We start from the raw sequence: 18,463 nt of genomic DNA, 5'->3' as shown, positions 1-18,463 counted from the left end.
CATTCCTTTTCTAAATCATAAAACGGTTCGTTGCCGCTACAGAGACGCGATCGTTGCGTTTGCGCACTTGAGCGCACCGTCGGTGACGGTAAGCGCCACACCCTGGCCCTGCTTGTTGCAGAAGCGAGCGTTGAGCGCAACATCATCGACAAAGATGGTCGCGATGTCGTCGTCGACGACCAGACGCACATGGTGAGTGCCCTCGCCCTTAAAGAACAACGGACGCTCGAGGCCCATGTTGTTGACCTGGAACCACGGGTACTGGGGAGCCGGCGTGAACTCGAGCTTGCCCTCGCGCAGGTTGGCGCGGAACTCATAGGCAAGACCAGTCTCGGCGTCCTCGGCGAACTTGACCGAGAAGCCGGCAGCGTTACCGCCGAGCTCAATGTCGGCATCGAGCAAGTAGGTGGAGCCGGCATCCGCGGCGAGCACCTGCTCGACCTTGCCCGACTCGCAGGAAAGCTCAAAGGTCTCGACAGCCTTGCCCTCGCCAAAGGCGCCAAGCATGCTGTCGGGGAGCTTGGTGCCGAGCGTTCCGTCGGCACGCTGAACGATCTCGAGGGGCATAAAGGTGCCACCCCACAGGTAAGAGCTGGGGTCACCGCCCTCGTCACGCGTAGGAACCCAACCAAAGAGAACGCGGCGCTCACCATCAAATGCGGTACGCGCGGCATAGTACGCGCGGCCATCGAAGGAATCGTCCGCAGGAGTGATCCAAGGACCGTTGATAGAGCGAGACATGCGGTAACGGGTCTTGTTGCCATCACTGTACTCGGAGAACACCAGATACCACCAGTCGCCCATCTTAAAGAGATCAGGCATCTCGAACATGGTGTACAGGCCCGGATTCCACCAGTCGCCCTGGAACTCCCAGGTATCCAGGTCCTTGGAAGTGAACTTGACCAGACGACCGGTCATCAGACGCTTGTCCTCGCCCACACGCGTGCCGAGGATGAGCATGTACTCTTCGTTCTCCTCATCCCAAAGCACAAAGGGATCGCGCCAGTTGCGGTCATCGTAACCCTCCTGGGGCGGAAGCAGCGTCTCGGCGATGTTCTTCTCCCACTTGACGGCGTCGTCACTCGTTGCGTGAAGAAGAACCTGCTTCATCAAGCGTGCCTTGACCTTATCGCGATTGCAACCAGTGTAGAGCGCATGGTACTTGTCGCCCACCTTAAACACCGTGCCGGCATAAACATACTGGTCGACTTCCTCGTCGCCGCCACGCTCAAGGCTCTCGCCAAAGTCTTTGTAATTGACGAAGTCCTTGGTTGTCGCGAGTGCCCAGCCAAACGGCTCTCCGAAAGGTCCGGGGTTTCGCGTGTCACGCTGATGATAGAGATAGAACGTGCCGTCCTCGCCGTACGGCATGATGTCGCCTACCCAAATTCCCTCAGGCTGGTAATACACCTTGTGCATCCGAGACTTCCTTTCTCACGAGATACTAACTCGGTACAACTGCAAGATATGTCAATCGTTTTCATATGTCAAACGTTTTCACACCAATACGTCTTTTCGCAGTTCCAGTCGTCGGCAAACGGTTGACATATGCCGGCGAACGGTCATCAGAGGTGTTTGAGGAATTCTTTTGGCACGGGATGAACTACGCGGTTTTACCCTCAATGAGTTCAACGGGGAGCTTGATATTCGATTCGGGCTTTTCGCCGTTAATAAGAGCAATGATGGATTGCGCCGCGAGCTCTCCGATGCGATCGATATCTTGGCGTACGGTTGTTAAGTCAGGCATAAACGTCATAGTGCGGCGGGCACCATCCGCGCCCACGACCTTAATATCGCCCGGAGCGCTCAAGCCGCGCTGCTTCATCACGTTAAGACAGATAGCCGCCATCGTGTCGTCTCCCGCAAAGATGCCGTCAATATCGGGGTTCTCATCGAGGATCTTCGCAACGACCGCGCTCTTTTCGTCGTCGGGCTTAACGAACTCAACCTCACGGACAAGCGCGGGCAAACCGGCCTGCTCAACAACATCGAGGTAGGCATCGGTACGCTTATTGGCAGGCATGCGCATGCGGCTATTGCTGCGCAGGCACAGGATGCGTGAACATCCGTCATCGATCAGGCGACGCGTGGCAAGTTCGCCGATGCTATAGCTGTCGCTCGCAATCTGAACAGAGGCTTCGCCAAGGTCGCAGTCGATACCAACCAGACTCAAGCCCATCTCGGCATACGCCTCGGCACCGATATTAAGCGAGTTGACGATGACGCCATCAACCATATTGCGTCGAAGCATGTCGATATAAGAGCGCTCAAGCTCGGGTCGATTGGCGCTATTGCACAGCAGCATCTTAAAACCGTTTTCGGCCAGGGTATGCTCAATGACTTGAACCACTTGGGCATGAAACGGACTGCTGACATAGGGGACGATCATACCGATAAGATTCAGGCGACCGTTGAGCATGGCACGGGCGATATCGTTGGGCGTATAGTTGATGCGCTTCATCGCGGCATGGACCTTATCGCGGGTCTCTTGGCTAATATAGCCGCGATTATTAAGCACGCGAGATACCGTAGTAGGCGAAACCCCCGCCACCGCCGCAACTTCCTTGATGCCAGGCTTAGCCGTATCCTTAGAACGAGCACTCTCGCGAGCCATAGCACCCTCCCCCATCAACATGTCATACGTTTACATACGAACAAAGCATACCCCAACAAGAGCGGGAAGACGGTAACAGTACAAGTAAGTAAACGACTCATCCAAATAATTAGGAGAGTTCCGCCTAAAGGGTGACTCCAAAGGACCCCACATGGCCGGTTTTGGGTTATTTCCCAAAACATCCCGCAGGACGCAAAGAGGCTCCGCCGCGCAACGCGCGCAGCGGAGCCTCTTTGCATGTCCGAGGACGTTTTGGGAAATAACCCAAAACCGGCCCGGCGATCCTGCGGGAGTTAAACCCCTTTAGAACTTGTCGTGGAAGGTACGCGAAATGACCTCGTCCTGCTGCTCCTTGGTGAGCGTGTGGAAGTTCACGGCATAGCCGGAAACGCGGATGGTCAGCTGCGGGTACTTCTCGGGGTGAGCCTGAGCGTCGAGCAGCGTCTCACGGTTGAAAACGTTGATGTTCAGGTGGTGGCCACCCTTCTCGGCGTAAGCGTCGAGCATGTGGACCAGGTTATCGGCCTGGGTCTCGGAAACTTCAGAAACCTTCATAATGTGTCTCCTTCGATTAATAGGCGCCGGCCGAAACCGGCGCGCTAATCAGTAATCGTTATTGTTAGTATAGCACTAACAATAGTTACTCGCCCAGCTGATCAAGGTCGATATCGCCAAAGAACACCTGGTCCTCCTTGCCGAGCGCACTCGGGATGATGGAGAAGGTGTTGGAGATGCCGTCCTGAGCATCGCGGAACGGGAGCTTGGAAACCGAAGACAGCGAAGCGATGGCGCCATGGCTATCGCGCTTGTGCATGGGGTTAGCACCCGGGGCGAACGGCTGGCCAGCCTTGCGGCCGTCGGGCGTGGAGCCGGTCTTCTTACCGTACACGACGTTGGAGGTAATGGTCAGAACCGAGGTCGTGGGCACGGAGTTGCGGTAGGTGTCGTTCATGCGGATGTACTCCATGAACTGGTGCACAACGTCGTGAGCGATCTGGTCGACGCGGTCGTCGTCGTTACCGTACTTGGGGAACTCGCCCTCGGTCTCGAAGTCGACGATGATGCCGTTCTCATCACGGACGGGGTGGACCTTGGCGTACTTGATGGCGGACAGGGAGTCAGCCACGACGGAAAGGCCAGCGATGCCCGTAGCGAACCAGCGGTGCACGTGCTTGTCGTGCAGGGCCATCTGGATGCGCTCGTAGCAGTACTTGTCGTGCATGTAGTGAATGATGTTCAGCGAGTTGACGTACACGCCAGCGAGCCACTTCATCATGTCGTTGTACTTGGCCACAACGTCGTCGTAATCGAGCGTATCGCCCTCGACGGCGCGATACTTGGGGCCGACCTGCTTCTTGGAGACCTCGTCAACACCGCCGTTGAGTGCGTAGAGCAGGCACTTGGCCAGGTTGGCGCGGGCGCCGAAGAACTGCATCTCCTTGCCGATGCGCATGGAGGACACGCAGCAGGCGATGCCGTAGTCGTCGCCGTGGTAAACGCGCATGAGGTCATCGTTCTCGTACTGGATCGAGGAGCTGGCGACAGAAGTCTTGGCGCAGAACTTCTTGAAGTTCTCGGGCAGACGGGTCGACCACAGAACGGTCATGTTGGGCTCGGGGCTGGTGCCCATGTTCTCGAGCGTGTGCAGGTAGCGGTAGCTCATCTTGGTAACGAGCGTACGGCCGTCAACACCCATGCCGCCGATGGACTCGGTGACCCACTGCGGATCGCCGGTGAACAGGGCCTGGTACTCGGGGGTACGGGCAAACTTGACCATGCGAAGCTTCATGATGAAGTGATCCACGAACTCCTGGATCTGCTCCTCGGTGAAGGTACCGTTGGCAAGGTCGCGCTCAGCGTAGATGTCGATGAACGTAGAGGTACGGCCGATGGACATAGCGGCGCCGTTCTGCTCCTTGACGGCAGCGAGGTAGGCGAAGTACATCCACTGGATGGCCTCCTGCGTGTTGGTAGCAGGGTTGGAAATGTCGAAACCATAGGTCTCGGCCATCATCTTGAGCTCGCCGAGGGCGCGGATCTGCTCCTGCAGTTCCTCACGATCGCGGATGTTGTCGGCGGTCATGACCGTCGGGGTGGAAGCCTTCTGGGCCTCCTTGTCCTTGATCAGGTAGTCGACGCCGTACAGGGCAACACGACGGTAGTCGCCGATGATGCGGCCGCGGCCATAGCCATCGGGCAGACCGGTGATGATGTGAGCCGAGCGGCAAGCACGCATCTCGGGGGTGTAAACATCGAAGACGCCAGCGTTGTGGGTCTTACGCTCGAAGGTGTAGCGCTCGACAACGTTCTCGTCGACCTTATAGCCGTGCTGGCTGGCAGCCTGGCAAGCGATGCGGATACCGCCGTTGACGTGCAGCGCGCGCTTGAGCGGCTTGTCAGTCTGGAGACCGACGATGGTCTCCTTCTCGCGGTGGGCGTTATCGATGTAGCCAGCGGGGTGGCTCACGATACCCGTAACGGTCTTGGTGTCCATATCGAGGACACCGCCCTGCTCGCGCTCCTTAAGCAGCAGGTCGAGAACCTCGCCCCACAGCTCCTTGGTACGCTCGGTCGGGCCGGCGAGGAACGACTCGTCGCCCTCGTAGGGGGTGTAGTTCTTCTGGATGAAGTCTCGGACGTCAACCTCTCCCGTCCAAATGCCTTCCTTGAAGCCTTCCCATGCCTCCTGCATTGTGTAACCACGCTCCTAGTTACGTGTTATGCGGCGCTCTCTCACACCGCTGCTTATTGAATTCTTGAATTTTCGGCTTGCACTACCGGCTTCTTCCGTTCTTCACCACACGTTGGTGCAGGGAAAACGTTTGTCCACCTTGGAACTACAACCCAAAACCCAAGATTTCATCCGTCTGAGAAGGATAACATAGCGACCCTCTCCATCTGGGCTGTTATATGTTTCTTTTTTTATATCATAATGGCGTTTTTTACAAATCCGCAGGAAATGCGAGTGCAAACAACTACCGTTCACCGATTTGTATGTTATTTTTCCTTGCCTTTGTACGACGTTCGCTCTAGCTGTTATGCCAGCTTTAGCATGGTAAAGTGTCCCAAAGACCCTACAGAAACTGCAGGGCGGCCACGGGATCCCCCGTGGCCGCCCTGTGGCGTAGCTAGTTTTTAGCTTTGATTACCGTTTAGCATTAGGCGGCTGCGGAGGCCTTGTCGGTCGTTGCCTTGCCGTTGCTCTGCTGGCCCTCAAAATGCTTGTAGCACCAGCTGGTGACCAGCGGGGTCAAAATAGCCGTCACGATTGCACAGGCAGCAACCTGTGCCGTAGCCGTCGCGAGCACCGCACCGCCGTACATGGCCTCGTTGACGCTTGCCATGGCAGCAGGTGTGGCCACATTGGCTCCGGCGCAGCTCGAAATGGCCGCACCTGCGACACCCGTGCCGCCCGTGAGCTTATCGACCGCGATAACGGGAATTGCAAAGACCACCGAGCAGATCACGCCGAGCAGAATACCGGGAAGACCGCCATTAATGAGCTGGCCAAAGGTCATGGTCGAGCCCATGGCAAAGAAGACGAGCACGATGACGGCGGAAAGTGCCGGTGCCATCATCTTCTTAAAGCTCGGGAAGAGGTTACCCAGAATAATGCCGACGACGATCGGCAGGATGGCACCCACAAGCGACCAGCCAATCGGAGCTTGGCCGGCAGCGCCGAGCACGATCATCGTGACCGGAGGGCCGACAACGAGCGTGGTGATTGCGACAGCGCCACGCTCGGCCTCGTTGCCCATGGTGCCCATCAGACCAGCGTACATAGCGTTGTTGGCGCCGGTGCAAGCCGCCAGCATCACCATGGCAGAGATGCCAAACAGGTTGTCGTTGAACACATAAAGGATGAGCAGCGACACGGCAACGACCACGATCTGCTTGACGGCGATGATGATGGCGCCGCGGGCAGCGGCGGCAGGAGCACTCTTAAACGAAATCGTCGTACCGACGATGAGCAAAAAAGCGCCCACGAGCGGGCCTGCACCCTGCTGGGTCATGCCAAGCGTAAAGCTACCGAGCGTTTTGAACAGGTCGGGGAATAGCGTGTTGAGCAGGCAGCCCAACAGAAGCGGCACCAAGATATTGGCGCCCGGGATGGAGGACATCTTAAAGAACGGCTCCTTTGCCGCCGGCGCCTCCACCGCAGTCGATTCACTCATATATATCTCCTTTGGATGCATGCGAATCGTAGCCGCACGCGCCTATGTCAGAAAGAAGGCGACAACCCCGAGTCGCCAGGGTCGCCGCCAAACGATCACCGCGGGGTATTACCCGTCCAGGACGATGCCGCCGTCGCAGTCACCGATCTCGCCGTTCACGAAGCTGGCGAGGTCGGAAGCGAAGAACAGTACCATCTGCGCAGGCTCGCTGGCCTGGGCGGCGCGGCCCAGAGGAATACCGTTGATGATACGCTGAGAGTTCTCGTCAGAGAGAATCGAGGTCATATCGGTCAACGTGAGCGACGGGCATACAGCGTTGCAGCGAACGCCAAACTTGCCGCCTTCCTTGGCGACTGCCTTGGTTAGACCGTTAACACCGGCCTTGGAGCTCGCGTAAGCCGCGGTGCCGAGCAGGCCGCCACCGATCTTGCCCGCAACGGAACTCACGTTGACAATAGTGCCGGCATGGGCCGCCTTAAAGTGCGGGTACACGGCATTCATCATGGTAAAGGTACCGTTGAGGTTGATGTCGATGGTGCGACGCCACTCGGTGTCATCGATCTCGTCGAACTTCTTGGTGCTGATGACGCCAGCACAGTTAATCAGGATATTGGTTTGAGGCAGGTCCGTAAAAATCTGCTCGACAGTCTCGCGCGCCTTGGGTGCATCAGCGACATCGAGCTGATAGAACTTGTTGCCCTCGCCAAGCTCGGCCACCGCGGCCTCGCCCTTAGCAGCGTTCCTTGCGATGAGCGCGACATGTCCGCCGCCCGCGACGATGCCCTTGGCGATCTCGAGGCCAATGCCCTGAGTGCCGCCCGTGACAATCGCGGTCTTGCCCGTGAAGTCAAATGCCATGACTCCATCCCCCTTTATATAAGGTGTCTCCTCGCGGGAAGTTGGAGCATCGCACGTGGCGATTATATGAGTCCCAGTCGTCATGGTGGTGACAACCCCTCGCCTAACCGCGTGCATGATAGTTCTTTAAAACGCTTCAGCAATTGAATGATTTTAAGTCTTTATGCGCTCTTTATATTGCCACTGTATGAGGCCCGCGTATGAGGGTATCATCTTCCACCGAAAATAGTTTCTAGTGTTAGGGGTTTTCGGTGGAAGATACCGATTTCCATGAGCTTGGGCGTCAGCTCTTTACCGAGTTTGGCAGCATGCACCAGCGCGTTTCGCGCTTTGCCGACCAGGCTCTGGGTGGCGAGATGGCCGTCATGCGCGCCCTCATGCGCGCCGGCGGCTCGCTCACGCCGAGCGAACTCGCCGATCGTGCCTGGGTCTCGAGCGCCCGTATCGCCAATATCCTGCGCGCCCTCGAGGCCAAGGGTTGGGTCGAGCGCGAGCACTCAAAGACCGACCGTCGTCGCGTACACGTCACGGTGACCGACAAAGGATTCCAGGTTATCGAAATCAAACGTCGGGAATTCGAGGACCGCACCGCGGCCTTCCTCGAGGAGCTTGGCGAAACAGATACCCAAGAGATGGTGCGCCTTCTTAGACGTGCCAACGAAATTATCGACCGCAATCAAGAAAGGAGAGATGCCAAGTGAGGATTCTCAAGCTCTTTAAAAAACATATCCTGGCACTGTTCGCGGCTATCGTACTTATCGTAATCAGCTGCAACGCCGATCTGGCGCTGCCTACCTATATGAGCGACATCGTCGACGTGGGTGTACAGCAAGGCGGCATCGCGTCGCCCGTGCCCGACACCATCCGCGCCGAATCGCTCGACGACCTCGAACTCTTTATGAGCACCAAGGACGCCAAAGCTGTGGAGGCCGTGTTTGGCAAGGCGGACAATAACGGCATTCGAACGTACAAGGGCACCGAGGAGAAGCGCGCCGACGGCGGCAAGATTGCCGACATCATGAGCCTCCCCGAGACTGTCGTCCTTTCGTTCAACCAGGGCATTGACGCCAACTCCATGGGCGACATGATGGGCACGTCCGGTGAAAAAGACAACAGCGGCGCCCAGGCCATGCCCACGCCCGAGCAGATGGCGGCGATGACGCCCGAGCAACTCGCCGAGATGCAGCAGAAGGCCGCTGCGGCGCAGAACATGCAAAAACAGATTGATGCCGACGGTGGCAAGATCACCATGAAGAGCCTGCGTCTAGGCGTTGAAGGCGGCCTAATCGACCAGGGCAAGCTCGTCGAGGGCGCCAACGATATGGCAGACAAAATGGGCTCCATGTCGGGCTCCATCGTGACCCAACGCGCCGTGAGCTATGTGCAAGACGAGTACAAGGCGCAGGGCATCGACCCCGCCGACGTGCAGAACGCCTACCTGGGCCGCATGGCGACCACGATGTTTGGTCTGTGCCTGGTGTCGCTCGTCGCCACCATCCTGACCGGTGCCGTGGCTTCGCGCACCGCCTGCTCCATCGCCCGCGACCTGCGCCGCGAGACCTTCAACAAGGTTATGCACTTCTCGCCGGCCGAGGTGGGCAAGTTTAGCCAGGCCTCGCTCATCACCCGCTGCACCAACGACATTCAGCAGATCCAGATGGCCGCAACCCTGTTTATCCGCATGTGCCTGATGGCCCCCGTCATGGGCATCGTCGCCGTCATGCGCGTCCTGGCCAACCACACCGGCCTGGAGTGGACCATCGCCGTGGCCATCATCGCGGTTTCGGCCGTTGTCGGCGTGCTCATGGGCCTCACCATGCCCAAGTTCAAAAAGATGCAAAGCTTTGTTGACCGCGTGAACCTTACCGCCCGCGAGCTGCTCGACGGCCTTATGCCCATCCGCTCGTTCAACCGCGAGGAACATGAGCTCGAACGTTTTGACAAGGCGTCGCTCGACCTGATGACCACGCAGCTCTACACCAACCGAGCCATGAGCTTTATGATGCCGCTCATGATGCTCGTCATGAACTGCATCACCGTGCTTATCGTCTGGTTTGGCGCGCAGGGCGTGTCCGACGGCGTGATGCAGGTCGGCAACATGATGGCGTTTATCTCCTACACCATGCAGATCGTCATGGCGTTTATGATCCTCACCATGGTTTCGGTCATCCTGCCCCGTGCCGAGGTCGCAGCCGAGCGCGTAGATGAGGTCATCACCTGCCCCACGAGCATCAACGACCCTGCCTCGCCCAAACTGCCCGCGGCCAGCTCGCCGCGCGGTGAGCTCACCTTCCGCGACGTGAGCTTCCAGTACCCCGATGCCCGCGCCGACGTCATTAGCGGTGTGAACTTCACCACGCATGCCGGTCAGATGCTCGGCATCATTGGCTCCACGGGCTCGGGCAAGTCCACGCTCGTGCAGCTGATTCCGCGCCTGTACGACGTCACGGGCGGCAGCATTTCGCTCGACGGCATCGATGTGCGCGACATGACACTTTCCGAGCTGCGCCGCCGCATCGGTTATATTCCGCAGCAGGGTCGTCTATTCTCGGGTACCGTCGAGAGCAACCTCAAGTTTGCCGGCGACATGGTGAGTGACGAGGATATGCGCCAGGCAGCACGCGTCGCCCAGGCGGAGGACTTTATCGCCGAGCGCGAGGACGGGTACGACTCCCCTATCAGCCAGGGCGGCTCCAATGTTTCGGGTGGTCAGCGCCAGCGTCTGGCCATCGCCCGCGCGTTGGCCAAAAAGCCCGAGGTCGTGGTGTTCGATGACTCGTTTAGTGCCCTCGACTACAAGACCGACGCGCGCCTACGCGAGGAGCTGGCCAAAAACGTTACCGACGCCGCGCTCGTGGTCGTGGCCCAGCGCATCGCGACCATCATGCACGCCGACCAGATCATCGTGCTCGACGACGGCCACGTAGTGGGCACCGGCACGCACGAGGAGCTGCTGCGCAGCTGCCCGGCGTACCTGGAGATCGCACAGTCGCAGCTTTCCGCCGAGGAGCTGGGGCTCACCCAAGAAGAAATTGCAGCCGTTATGGAAGGAGGCGAGCACTAATGGCAGACGAGACCAAGACTCAGATTCCCAAGTCCACCCGCCAGCGTGGTCCCATGGGCCGCATGGGTGGCATGCGTCGCGGCGAAAAGGCCAAGGACTTTAAGGGCACCATGAGGCAGCTGCTCGGCTATATCGGCCAGCACAAGATTGCCGTGCTTGCCGCCGTCGCCTTTGCCGTGTGCTCGGTCGTCTTTAACATTGTGGGACCCAAGGTGCTCGGCCAGGTTACGACCAAGCTATTCGAAGGCCTGGTCGCCAAGGTCAACGGTACGGGCGACGTTGACTTTGCCTGGATCGCCAAGACGCTCGGCTTTTTGCTCTGCCTGTATCTGGCAAGCTCTGTTTGCAGCCTCATCCAGGGCTGGCTCATGACCGGCGTCACGCAAAAGATCTGCTACCGCATGCGCAAGGAGATCGTCGCCAAGATTGCCGTCGTGCCGATGAGCTACTTCAACGGCCACAGCAAGGGCGACGTGCTCAGCCGCATCACCAACGACGTCGATACGCTCGGCCAGTCGCTCAACCAGAGCGTGACACAGCTCATCACGTCGGTGACGCAGATTATCGGCGTGCTCGTCATGATGCTGTCGATCAGCCTGCCGCTCACCGGCGTCACCGTGCTCACGCTGCCGGCTGCCGCAATTATCCTGACCGTGATGATTCACTTCTCGCAGCCGTACTTCCGCGAGCAACAGCAGGTCCTGGGCGCCGTCAACGGCATTATCGAAGAGGATTTTGCCGGCCAGAACGTTATTCAGGTGTTCGACCGCGCCGAGGCCTCGATCGAAGAGTTCGACCATCAAAACGACCGCCTCTTTATTAGTGGCTGGCGTTCGCAGTTCCTGTCGGGCCTGATGATGCCGCTTATGAGCCTGGTGGGCAACATGGGCTACGTGGGCGTCGTCGTGGTGGGCGCGCAGCTCGCGCTGACCGGTAATGCCACGCCCGGCGACATCCAGAGCTTTATCCAGTACGTTCGCAACTTTACGCAACCCGTGCAGCAGCTGGGCAACGTGAGCAACACGATGCAATCGATGGCCGCTGCCACCGAGCGCGTCTTTGAGTTCCTGGCCGCGCCCGAGGAGGAGCAGAAGGCCGACGCGCAGATTCCCGAAAAGCGCCCCGGTCACGTGGAGTTTGACCATGTCAAGTTTGGCTACACGCCCGACAAGACCATCATCCACGACTTTAGCTGCGAGGCGCAGCCCGGCCAGACCATCGCCATCGTCGGCCCCACCGGCGCCGGCAAGACCACGCTCATCAAGCTGCTGCAGCGCTTCTACGACGTGGACGGCGGTTCGCTGCGCGTCGAGGGCGTCGACGTGCGCGACTGGGACCGCGCGGCGCTGCGCGGCGAGTTTGCCATGGTGCTGCAGGATACGTGGCTGTTTAACGGCACCATCCGCGAGAACATCCGCTACGGACGCCCCGATGCAAGCGATGCCGAGGTCGAGGCCGCAGCACGCGCCGCACGCTGCGATCACTTTATCCATACGCTCGCCGGCGGCTACGACTTTATGATTAACGAGGAGGGCACTAACCTATCGCAGGGTCAGCGCCAGCTCGTGACCATCGCCCGTGCCATTTTGGCCGACCGCCCGGCGCTGATTCTGGACGAAGCGACCTCCAACGTCGATACCCGCACCGAGGAGCTCATCCAGCGCGCCATGGATGCGCTGATGCAGGGCCGTACCAGCTTTGTCATCGCGCACCGCCTGTCCACGATACGCAACGCCGACGTGATCTTGGTAATTCGCGACGGCGACATCGTCGAGAAGGGCACGCACGACGAGCTGCTCGCCCAAGACGGCTTCTACGCCGACCTGTACAACTCGCAGTTTGACGAGGCGGCGTAGATTCGGCCGCAGGGAACGAATGACGCCCGAGAACGGGGGCGCAGGACAACCTGTGCCCCCGCTTTTATTTTGCGGCCCTCGAACCGCCTCCCCTGTGACCTGATTGACAGCCCACTCCAAGCCCCGTGGCATCATTCCATTCCAGGTCCAGCTGACGTTTCCCCAGATAAAACCTGCCAAAATAAACCTGTCCCTTTTTGGCAGGTTTCGGGGTGACAAGGGCTTGCACTTTAGCGTGCGACAGCGGATAATTCCGGACACTCGACAATACGCTTATTGCTCTTTCTATAGATTGAGGAGGCCCCTATGGCCATGGAATTCAAACGCAAGTTGCCGATCCCCATGGAGATCCGCGAGGAAATGCCGCTTTCTGCCGAGCTTACCGCCAAAAAGCAGGCATTTGACACCGAGGTCGCCAAAGTCTTTACCGGCGAGGACGCACGCAAGGTGCTCATCATCGGCCCGTGCTCTGCCGACCGCGAAGATTCAGTGCTTGAGTATATGAACCGACTGGCCAAGACCGCCGAGGAGGTCAAGGACAAGCTCATCATCATTCCGCGCGTCTACACCAACAAGCCGCGCACCAAGGGCACCGGCTACAAGGGCCTGCTGCACAACCCCAACCCCGAGGCTCCCGACGATCTGCTCGAGGGCGTCAAGGCCATCCGCCATATGCACCTGCGCGTTATTGAGGAAACGGGCTTCTTCACCGCCGACGAGATGCTCTATCCGTCCAACTACCAATACCTCGTTGACCTGCTGAGCTATGTTGCCGTGGGCGCACGCTCGGTCGAAAACCAGGAGCATCGCCTGGTGTCGAGCGGCATTTCGGTACCCGTTGGCATGAAGAATCCCACTGCCGGCTCTACCACCGTTATGCTCAACTCCATTTACGCCGCGCAGGCGCACCAGAGCTTCATCTTCCGCAACTGGGAGGTCGAGTGCGACGGCAATCCGCTCGCGCACGCCGTTATGCGTGGTTACATCGGCCTCGATGGCCGCACCTACCCCAACTACCACTACGAGCACCTCGAGCGCCTGGCCGAGCGCTACACCGAGCACGCCGGCTATGCCAATCCGGCAGCGGTCATCGACTGCAACCACGACAACTCGGGCAAGCGTCCGCTGGAGCAGTATCGCATTTGCAAGGAGGTGCTCGACAGCTGCCGCCGCAACGAGTCCATCTCCAAGCTGGTCAAGGGCTTTATGATCGAGTCCTACCTGGAGGACGGCAACCAGCCGGTCGACGGCGGTGTCTTTGGCAAGTCGATCACCGACCCGTGCCTGGGCTGGGAAAAGACCGACTACCTCATCCACGAGATCGCGGAGCGGGTTTAGTTACGCGGGCCGCATTTGGACAATCTGACGTTCAACTTCAAGGGCGCGACCAGAAGGTCAGCGCCCTTTCGTTTCACGTCACCTTGTCTCAAATGCGGCCCGCTCGCTGTCCGTCCTCTACCTGCGGCGTTGTCTTACTCCGGATGCGGCAGTTAGGGACGTTCCTTTTCTGCCGGCAGTTTGGGATGTTCCTTGGGGTAGTCATTGGGGACGTTCTTTAATGACTGGTCGTTTAAGAACGTCCCCAACGACTACCCAGAATGAGAGTGGATAATCTCCCGTTTTTGGCCTATACCAGCGCTAAAAGTGGGAGATTATCCACTCTCATCGAGCAAGTGTCCGAAAATCCGCCCTCATTCCTTCTTAGGACCCTCCGTCCCCGAGGATTCGAGGCTCGCCTGCCGAATGGTCGATGCGGCCGTCCTGCGTCCATGTCACACTCAGGGGTGGCCTGACCCAACTTGGAAGGAGCCCCCATGAGCCTTGACAACGTAACTCTGCGTGCCGCCACGCTCGATGACCTGGCCGGCATCGCCGCCATCTACAACCAGCTGTGGTGCAACACGCTGCGCAACCGAGGCGACGTCGAAGCCGCCGATTTCTGTGCGCGCTTTAACATCGCCATGCAGCTGCAGCGCTCCCCCATCGCGCTCGTTGCCGAAGCTGAAGGCCGCATCATCGCCGCTTGCTGCATCGGTATCTTCGAAGACGGCAAACCACGCACCAATCCCACGTGGGAGCCCTGCTACAACGAGATGTTCGTCCAGGCAACCGAGATGGCAAAGACCGCCGATGCCAAGCTCGAAGGCTCGCTCTTTGGCGATAGCCGCGAGAAGGCAACAGCCGACCGCTTTGCCGCCACGGGCAACGAATATGCCCAAGGCCAGCTCAACCTGATCATCATCGTGCCCGAATGGCAGGGCAAGGGGCTCGGCCGTGCGCTCATCGACCTTGCGCGCGCCGAACTCGCCAAAGCCGGGTGCACCAAATTCTTCCTGATGAGCGACTGCAACTCCGACTGGCAGTTCTACGAGCACCTCAACATGAAGCGCATCTTGGAGGATCACAGCCAGGACACCGGCGACGGATTTATCGTCTATATGTACGGAGGCGACACGCAGGATTAACTTGCATGTCGCCTCACGGGCTTTCTACAAGACGGCCCAAACCATCAACCAAGACGAGTCAACAAGGCGCGCTCTCCTCGGCAGCAAGGGCATTCGTGCTGTAACGAGTGGTGGAGATGGCCACGCTTGCACACAACTGTCTCGGATAGATAGCGGTCGAGCAGGCGCGCCCATGTGCGTGCGTCAAGACGCTCCTCCGCCCTGCCATACAGCGATCGACGGAGTGCCTCGCCCATAGTGCCGCTAAAATCATCGAGCTCAAGAGCGTACTTTGGGACAACGTATCCGACCAACGTCCCCACAAACGGGCTGTGCCCATTACACACGCAGCTGTTTATCAATGGTGCAGGCGGAATGTCATCGTCGTCCAGGTCAAATATGTCCAAGTCCAGCTCACCAGAAGCGTATGGGTGTATTCCGCGGTTAAGCATCTTAAAGATATGGACCGCGAGTCCAAAGTCATCCGTCTGTGGCGTAAACACGGGGGCATTCGTGGACGCTGCCAAGCTCTCGAAATCGCTGATGCCGGCTATCTCCATGAGTTGAAGCACCTCGGGGGCAATATAGCCGGGAGCGGCGCACGCAGTCCTATGTGTCACATCCGAAAGCGTAAAGCTATACGAGCGCCTTGATGGTATCCATGCCCGCATGCGCCGAAGCCTCGCAACCCTTCTGCCCGTTGAGCACGCACTCGAGCAGCGTATCGTATGCGCGCTGGGCTTCGGGGGCCAGGTACGCCCTGTTAAACATGCCCTCGGGTCGCACGTTTCCCTTCGAGTCGATCATATAAGGCCCCAATCTGTTTGGTTTCCCCAGATTGTGTGCCCGCACACCCAAGCCGCACGGCCCGCCGTTCAGCTGAAACCACCACACAAAAAGTCCGCCGACCATTGAAGTCGGCGGACTTTCGCGTGCGGACAATCAAGCACTGTTCACCATGGAACTGCTATTTACAGCGCGCCTTGGGCTGCTGCTGGGTGATGCAGTGGATGTTGCCGCCGCCGTAGATAACCTCGCGAGTCATGATACCGATGACTTCACGGTCCGGATAAGCAGCCTGGATATCCTTGAGCGCCTGGGCGTCATTGGGATCGCCGAACTGCGGTACAAGCACTGCGCCGTTGATGGGCAGGAAGTTGAGGTAGCTCGGCTCGAAAGCATCCTCGGGGGTACGCGGCAGCACGCCCTCGACGGGGTCAATCGTGCTGGCCTCCTCCTCGGTCATATATACCGAGGTCGCAGGCATAATCACCTTGTGGATCTTGAGCTTGCGGCCACGGGCATCCGTCGTCTCGGAAAGCGTCTTATACGCCTCTTGGCACTCCTTGTAGAACTTATGGTTGGGATCATCGGTCCACATGCAGCAGACCTCGCCGGGCGCACTAAAGCATGCGACGTCGTCCACGTGCCCGTTGGTCTCAAACGGGTCGATGCCATCCTTGATCCAAATGACCTTCTCGATGCCCAGGTACTCGGCAAGCTTCTCCTCGATCTGCTCCTTGGTGTACTGGGGGTTGCGGTCCTCATTGAGCAGGCACATCTCGGTGGTCACCACGGTGCCCTGGCCGTCGCAGTTAAACGAGCCACCCTCGAGGATATAATCCTCGGGACGATAGCGGTTAACCTGCTCGAGCTGTGCCACCTGCAGGCCAATGGAAGCGTCCTTGTCCCACGGGAAATACAGGCCGTCAATGAAACCGCCGTAAGCATTAAAGTGGAAGTGCGAGAGTGCCACGTCCCCCTTGTCGTTGACAAGAAACGCCGGGCCGGGGTCGCGAATCCAGCTGTCGTTGTACTCCATGTGGATAACGCGCACGTTCTCAACGCCGTCGAAGATCTCACACACCGCGGGGAAGTCTTCAGTGTTGACGCCCACAGTGATGGGCTGAAAACGTGCAACGGTCTTAATAATCTCGGTAAAGACCTTTTGCGCCGGCTTGGCACCACAGCGCCACACATCCGAGCGATGCGGCCACAAAATCCAGGTGCGCTCCTGCTCTTCGTACTCGCCGGGCATGTAGAATCCGTCCTTCTTTGGCGTAGACTCGCTCTCGTAAATGGTCTTCATTTCAAGCTCCTAAATCTCGGTGCTTTTGCTTGACGAGACCATGATGCGGCCGCACCGAGATGTTCTCAATGGTCCCTCGAGCCCCTTTCAGCGACCGACGGTATACCATTCGCTGACCTAAAGTTCTATTCAGGCCGAGAACATGACATACTGGGTTCCACAATGGAAAGGATGCCCTATGCCCCCATGCAATAATCAGCAGACTATTGAGTTGGACAGTACGACCTGGACTGCTCTCAACGAGCTCGCGCTTGCAATCCACGCATCACACGGTGTCGATAAGCTGCAAAAGGAGACCCTCGAGGGAACGACAGGGCTCGTGCCCCATCGGATCGCCATGTTCGACCTGATCGAGGCAGCGGGCAGTGATGCCCCACGCTACGTCCACCCCGCAAGCAGCGGAATGGACGACCGCGCACTGAGCGACTACTACAACCGCTACGCCGCGATGGACTATACAACATGGAGCTTTGACTTACATAAGGTCGGCGTCTACCGCGACCTCGACCTCGTCGACGTCGAGCGACGCGATGCCACGCCCATCTATCGCAAATGGATGGAACCGCAGGGCGTCTACTTTGGCTGTACGGCCACGCTCGCGCACAACGACAGCCCGCTAGGAAGCATCACCCTGTTTCGTGAACGCACGGCCGGAGACTTCACCGACACCGAGCTCGCAATCCTGCTCGAAGTCGCTCGGCACGCGAGCCTCGCGCTCGCCAACCTCTATCCTCGGGGCATTAAACTCACCCAGACAGAAGACACAAACCAGCTAAATGCTTTCATTACAGAACACAATATCCAACCGCGCGAAGCCGAAGTCATGCGGCTCATGCTCGACGGCAAAACGAACAAACAGATGGCAAACGAGCTATTCATAAGCGAGTCAACCGTCAAGAAGCATGTCAACGCCATCTATCGCAAGCTCGGCGTCAGCAACCGCCTGGGCCTCATGACTGCCACGCAAAACATCCCGCGATAAAAAAGGGCGCCCTCCATGCAGAGAACGCCCTTTGATTTCGCCATTTGAATTAGTGTCGGCTCTGGCTCAAAGAGTAGACAGGTTTATTTTGGCAGGTTTTATCTGGGCAAATGTCAGCCGCCGCGAGGGAGCTGCCTTCCCTCGCGGCGGTCTTCTAGCAGAAAAACCAAGTGAGTAGGCTTTTTGCAGGAGGTCAAGCACGCCCCAAAACGCCACAGCTCTGACCTGCACTGATAATTGTCCTTGGGGGAAGCGGGCACTGCGGGGGCGCGGCAACGGCGCGCGATTTCCGCGTCGCAGCGCTACCCTGATGCTGAACGCCGGGACGATGACCCACTGACCTGCTGACGCCTCTTCGGCCGTCCTCAAATCCGACCTGTC

The 18,463-nt window shown here is 58.6% G+C and carries 14 protein-coding genes; 6 read left to right on the top strand and 8 right to left on the bottom strand.

The features are described from left to right. Positions 1-36 precede the first annotated feature (36 nt). The 6 genes from LK493_RS09100 to LK493_RS09075 form a co-directional block, all read right to left on the bottom strand. On the bottom strand, positions 37-1,419 hold the full coding sequence (locus tag LK493_RS09100; protein ID WP_117746634.1) for a family 43 glycosylhydrolase: 1,383 nt from the start codon (positions 1,417-1,419) through the stop codon (positions 37-39). Between the two features lie 184 nt (positions 1,420-1,603). Next, positions 1,604-2,614 (bottom strand): LacI family DNA-binding transcriptional regulator, encoded by a 1,011-nt coding sequence (locus LK493_RS09095; protein ID WP_225093894.1) that lies wholly within the window; start codon positions 2,612-2,614, stop codon positions 1,604-1,606. Positions 2,615-2,917: 303 nt separating this feature from the next. Next, positions 2,918-3,169 (bottom strand): autonomous glycyl radical cofactor GrcA3, encoded by a 252-nt coding sequence (gene grcA3 / locus LK493_RS09090; protein WP_117583521.1) that lies wholly within the window; start codon positions 3,167-3,169, stop codon positions 2,918-2,920. 85 nt (positions 3,170-3,254) lie between these two features. After that, entirely contained in the window at positions 3,255-5,306 is a 2,052-nt protein-coding gene (pflB, locus tag LK493_RS09085; RefSeq protein WP_055310750.1) for a formate C-acetyltransferase, read from the bottom strand. A gap of 466 nt (positions 5,307-5,772) precedes the next feature. Continuing rightward, positions 5,773-6,789, bottom strand: a complete 1,017-nt coding sequence (locus tag LK493_RS09080) for a 2-keto-3-deoxygluconate permease (protein ID WP_227790803.1) — start codon at positions 6,787-6,789, stop codon at positions 5,773-5,775. A gap of 108 nt (positions 6,790-6,897) precedes the next feature. After that, complete coding sequence (locus LK493_RS09075; protein ID WP_006234857.1) at positions 6,898-7,647, bottom strand: SDR family NAD(P)-dependent oxidoreductase; 750 nt, start codon at positions 7,645-7,647, stop codon at positions 6,898-6,900. A 251-nt stretch (positions 7,648-7,898) separates the two neighbouring features. Between LK493_RS09075 and LK493_RS09070 the strand changes: the two genes are divergently transcribed. The 5 genes from LK493_RS09070 to LK493_RS09050 all read left to right on the top strand — a co-directional run bounded on the left by LK493_RS09070 (position 7,899) and on the right by LK493_RS09050 (position 15,032). Then, positions 7,899-8,348, top strand: coding sequence for a MarR family winged helix-turn-helix transcriptional regulator (locus tag LK493_RS09070; protein WP_227790802.1), 450 nt, complete (start codon positions 7,899-7,901; stop codon positions 8,346-8,348). Next, positions 8,345-10,711 carry an ABC transporter ATP-binding protein gene (locus tag LK493_RS09065; protein ID WP_227790801.1) on the top strand — a complete coding sequence of 789 codons (2,367 nt, stop codon included), beginning with the start codon at positions 8,345-8,347 and terminating at the stop codon, positions 10,709-10,711. Before LK493_RS09070 ends, LK493_RS09065 begins: the two co-directional genes overlap by 4 nt. Continuing rightward, positions 10,711-12,567, top strand: coding sequence for an ABC transporter ATP-binding protein (locus tag LK493_RS09060; protein ID WP_227790800.1), 1,857 nt, complete (start codon positions 10,711-10,713; stop codon positions 12,565-12,567). The genes LK493_RS09065 and LK493_RS09060 overlap by 1 nt, the downstream gene beginning before the upstream one ends. A 306-nt stretch (positions 12,568-12,873) precedes the next feature. Beyond that, positions 12,874-13,905 (top strand): 3-deoxy-7-phosphoheptulonate synthase, encoded by a 1,032-nt coding sequence (locus LK493_RS09055; RefSeq protein ID WP_227790799.1) that lies wholly within the window; start codon positions 12,874-12,876, stop codon positions 13,903-13,905. Positions 13,906-14,381: 476 nt separating this feature from the next. Continuing rightward, complete coding sequence (locus LK493_RS09050; RefSeq protein ID WP_117806742.1) at positions 14,382-15,032, top strand: GNAT family N-acetyltransferase; 651 nt, start codon at positions 14,382-14,384, stop codon at positions 15,030-15,032. A gap of 615 nt (positions 15,033-15,647) precedes the next feature. On the opposite strand, the gene LK493_RS09045 is transcribed toward LK493_RS09050, so the two are convergent. Continuing rightward, a complete protein-coding gene (locus tag LK493_RS09045) occupies positions 15,648-15,818 on the bottom strand; it encodes a hypothetical protein (RefSeq protein ID WP_158554607.1) in 171 nt (56 codons plus the stop codon). A 160-nt stretch (positions 15,819-15,978) separates the two neighbouring features. Next, on the bottom strand, positions 15,979-17,100 hold the full coding sequence (gene aguA / locus LK493_RS09040) for an agmatine deiminase (RefSeq protein ID WP_161155974.1): 1,122 nt from the start codon (positions 17,098-17,100) through the stop codon (positions 15,979-15,981). Positions 17,101-17,278: 178 nt separating this feature from the next. On the opposite strand from aguA, the gene LK493_RS10310 reads away from it, so the two are divergent. Beyond that, the gene (locus LK493_RS10310; protein ID WP_271736885.1) at positions 17,279-18,082 is read left to right on the top strand and encodes a LuxR C-terminal-related transcriptional regulator; all 804 of its coding nucleotides are present in this window, start codon (positions 17,279-17,281) and stop codon (positions 18,080-18,082) included. The last annotated feature ends 381 nt before the right edge of the window (positions 18,083-18,463 follow it).

The sequence above is a fragment of the Collinsella aerofaciens genome, assembly GCF_020709435.1.
GTDB lineage: Bacteria > Actinomycetota > Coriobacteriia > Coriobacteriales > Coriobacteriaceae > Collinsella > Collinsella aerofaciens_AU.
Note: the sequence above shows the minus strand (reverse complement) of the source record. Positions and strands in the feature narration are given on the sequence as shown.

Coding starts and splice junctions, on each gene's coding strand:
- LK493_RS09100 (WP_117746634.1), bottom strand. CDS start 1,419: ATGCACAAGGTGTATTACCAGCCTGAGGGAATTTGGGTAGGCGACATC.
- LK493_RS09095 (WP_225093894.1), bottom strand. CDS start 2,614: ATGGCTCGCGAGAGTGCTCGTTCTAAGGATACGGCTAAGCCTGGCATC.
- grcA3 (WP_117583521.1), bottom strand. CDS start 3,169: ATGAAGGTTTCTGAAGTTTCCGAGACCCAGGCCGATAACCTGGTCCAC.
- pflB (WP_055310750.1), bottom strand. CDS start 5,306: ATGCAGGAGGCATGGGAAGGCTTCAAGGAAGGCATTTGGACGGGAGAG.
- LK493_RS09080 (WP_227790803.1), bottom strand. CDS start 6,789: ATGAGTGAATCGACTGCGGTGGAGGCGCCGGCGGCAAAGGAGCCGTTC.
- LK493_RS09075 (WP_006234857.1), bottom strand. CDS start 7,647: ATGGCATTTGACTTCACGGGCAAGACCGCGATTGTCACGGGCGGCACT.
- LK493_RS09060 (WP_227790800.1), top strand. CDS start 10,711: ATGGCAGACGAGACCAAGACTCAGATTCCCAAGTCCACCCGCCAGCGT.
- LK493_RS09055 (WP_227790799.1), top strand. CDS start 12,874: ATGGCCATGGAATTCAAACGCAAGTTGCCGATCCCCATGGAGATCCGC.
- LK493_RS09050 (WP_117806742.1), top strand. CDS start 14,382: ATGAGCCTTGACAACGTAACTCTGCGTGCCGCCACGCTCGATGACCTG.
- LK493_RS09045 (WP_158554607.1), bottom strand. CDS start 15,818: ATGATCGACTCGAAGGGAAACGTGCGACCCGAGGGCATGTTTAACAGG.
- aguA (WP_161155974.1), bottom strand. CDS start 17,100: ATGAAGACCATTTACGAGAGCGAGTCTACGCCAAAGAAGGACGGATTC.
- LK493_RS10310 (WP_271736885.1), top strand. CDS start 17,279: ATGCCCCCATGCAATAATCAGCAGACTATTGAGTTGGACAGTACGACC.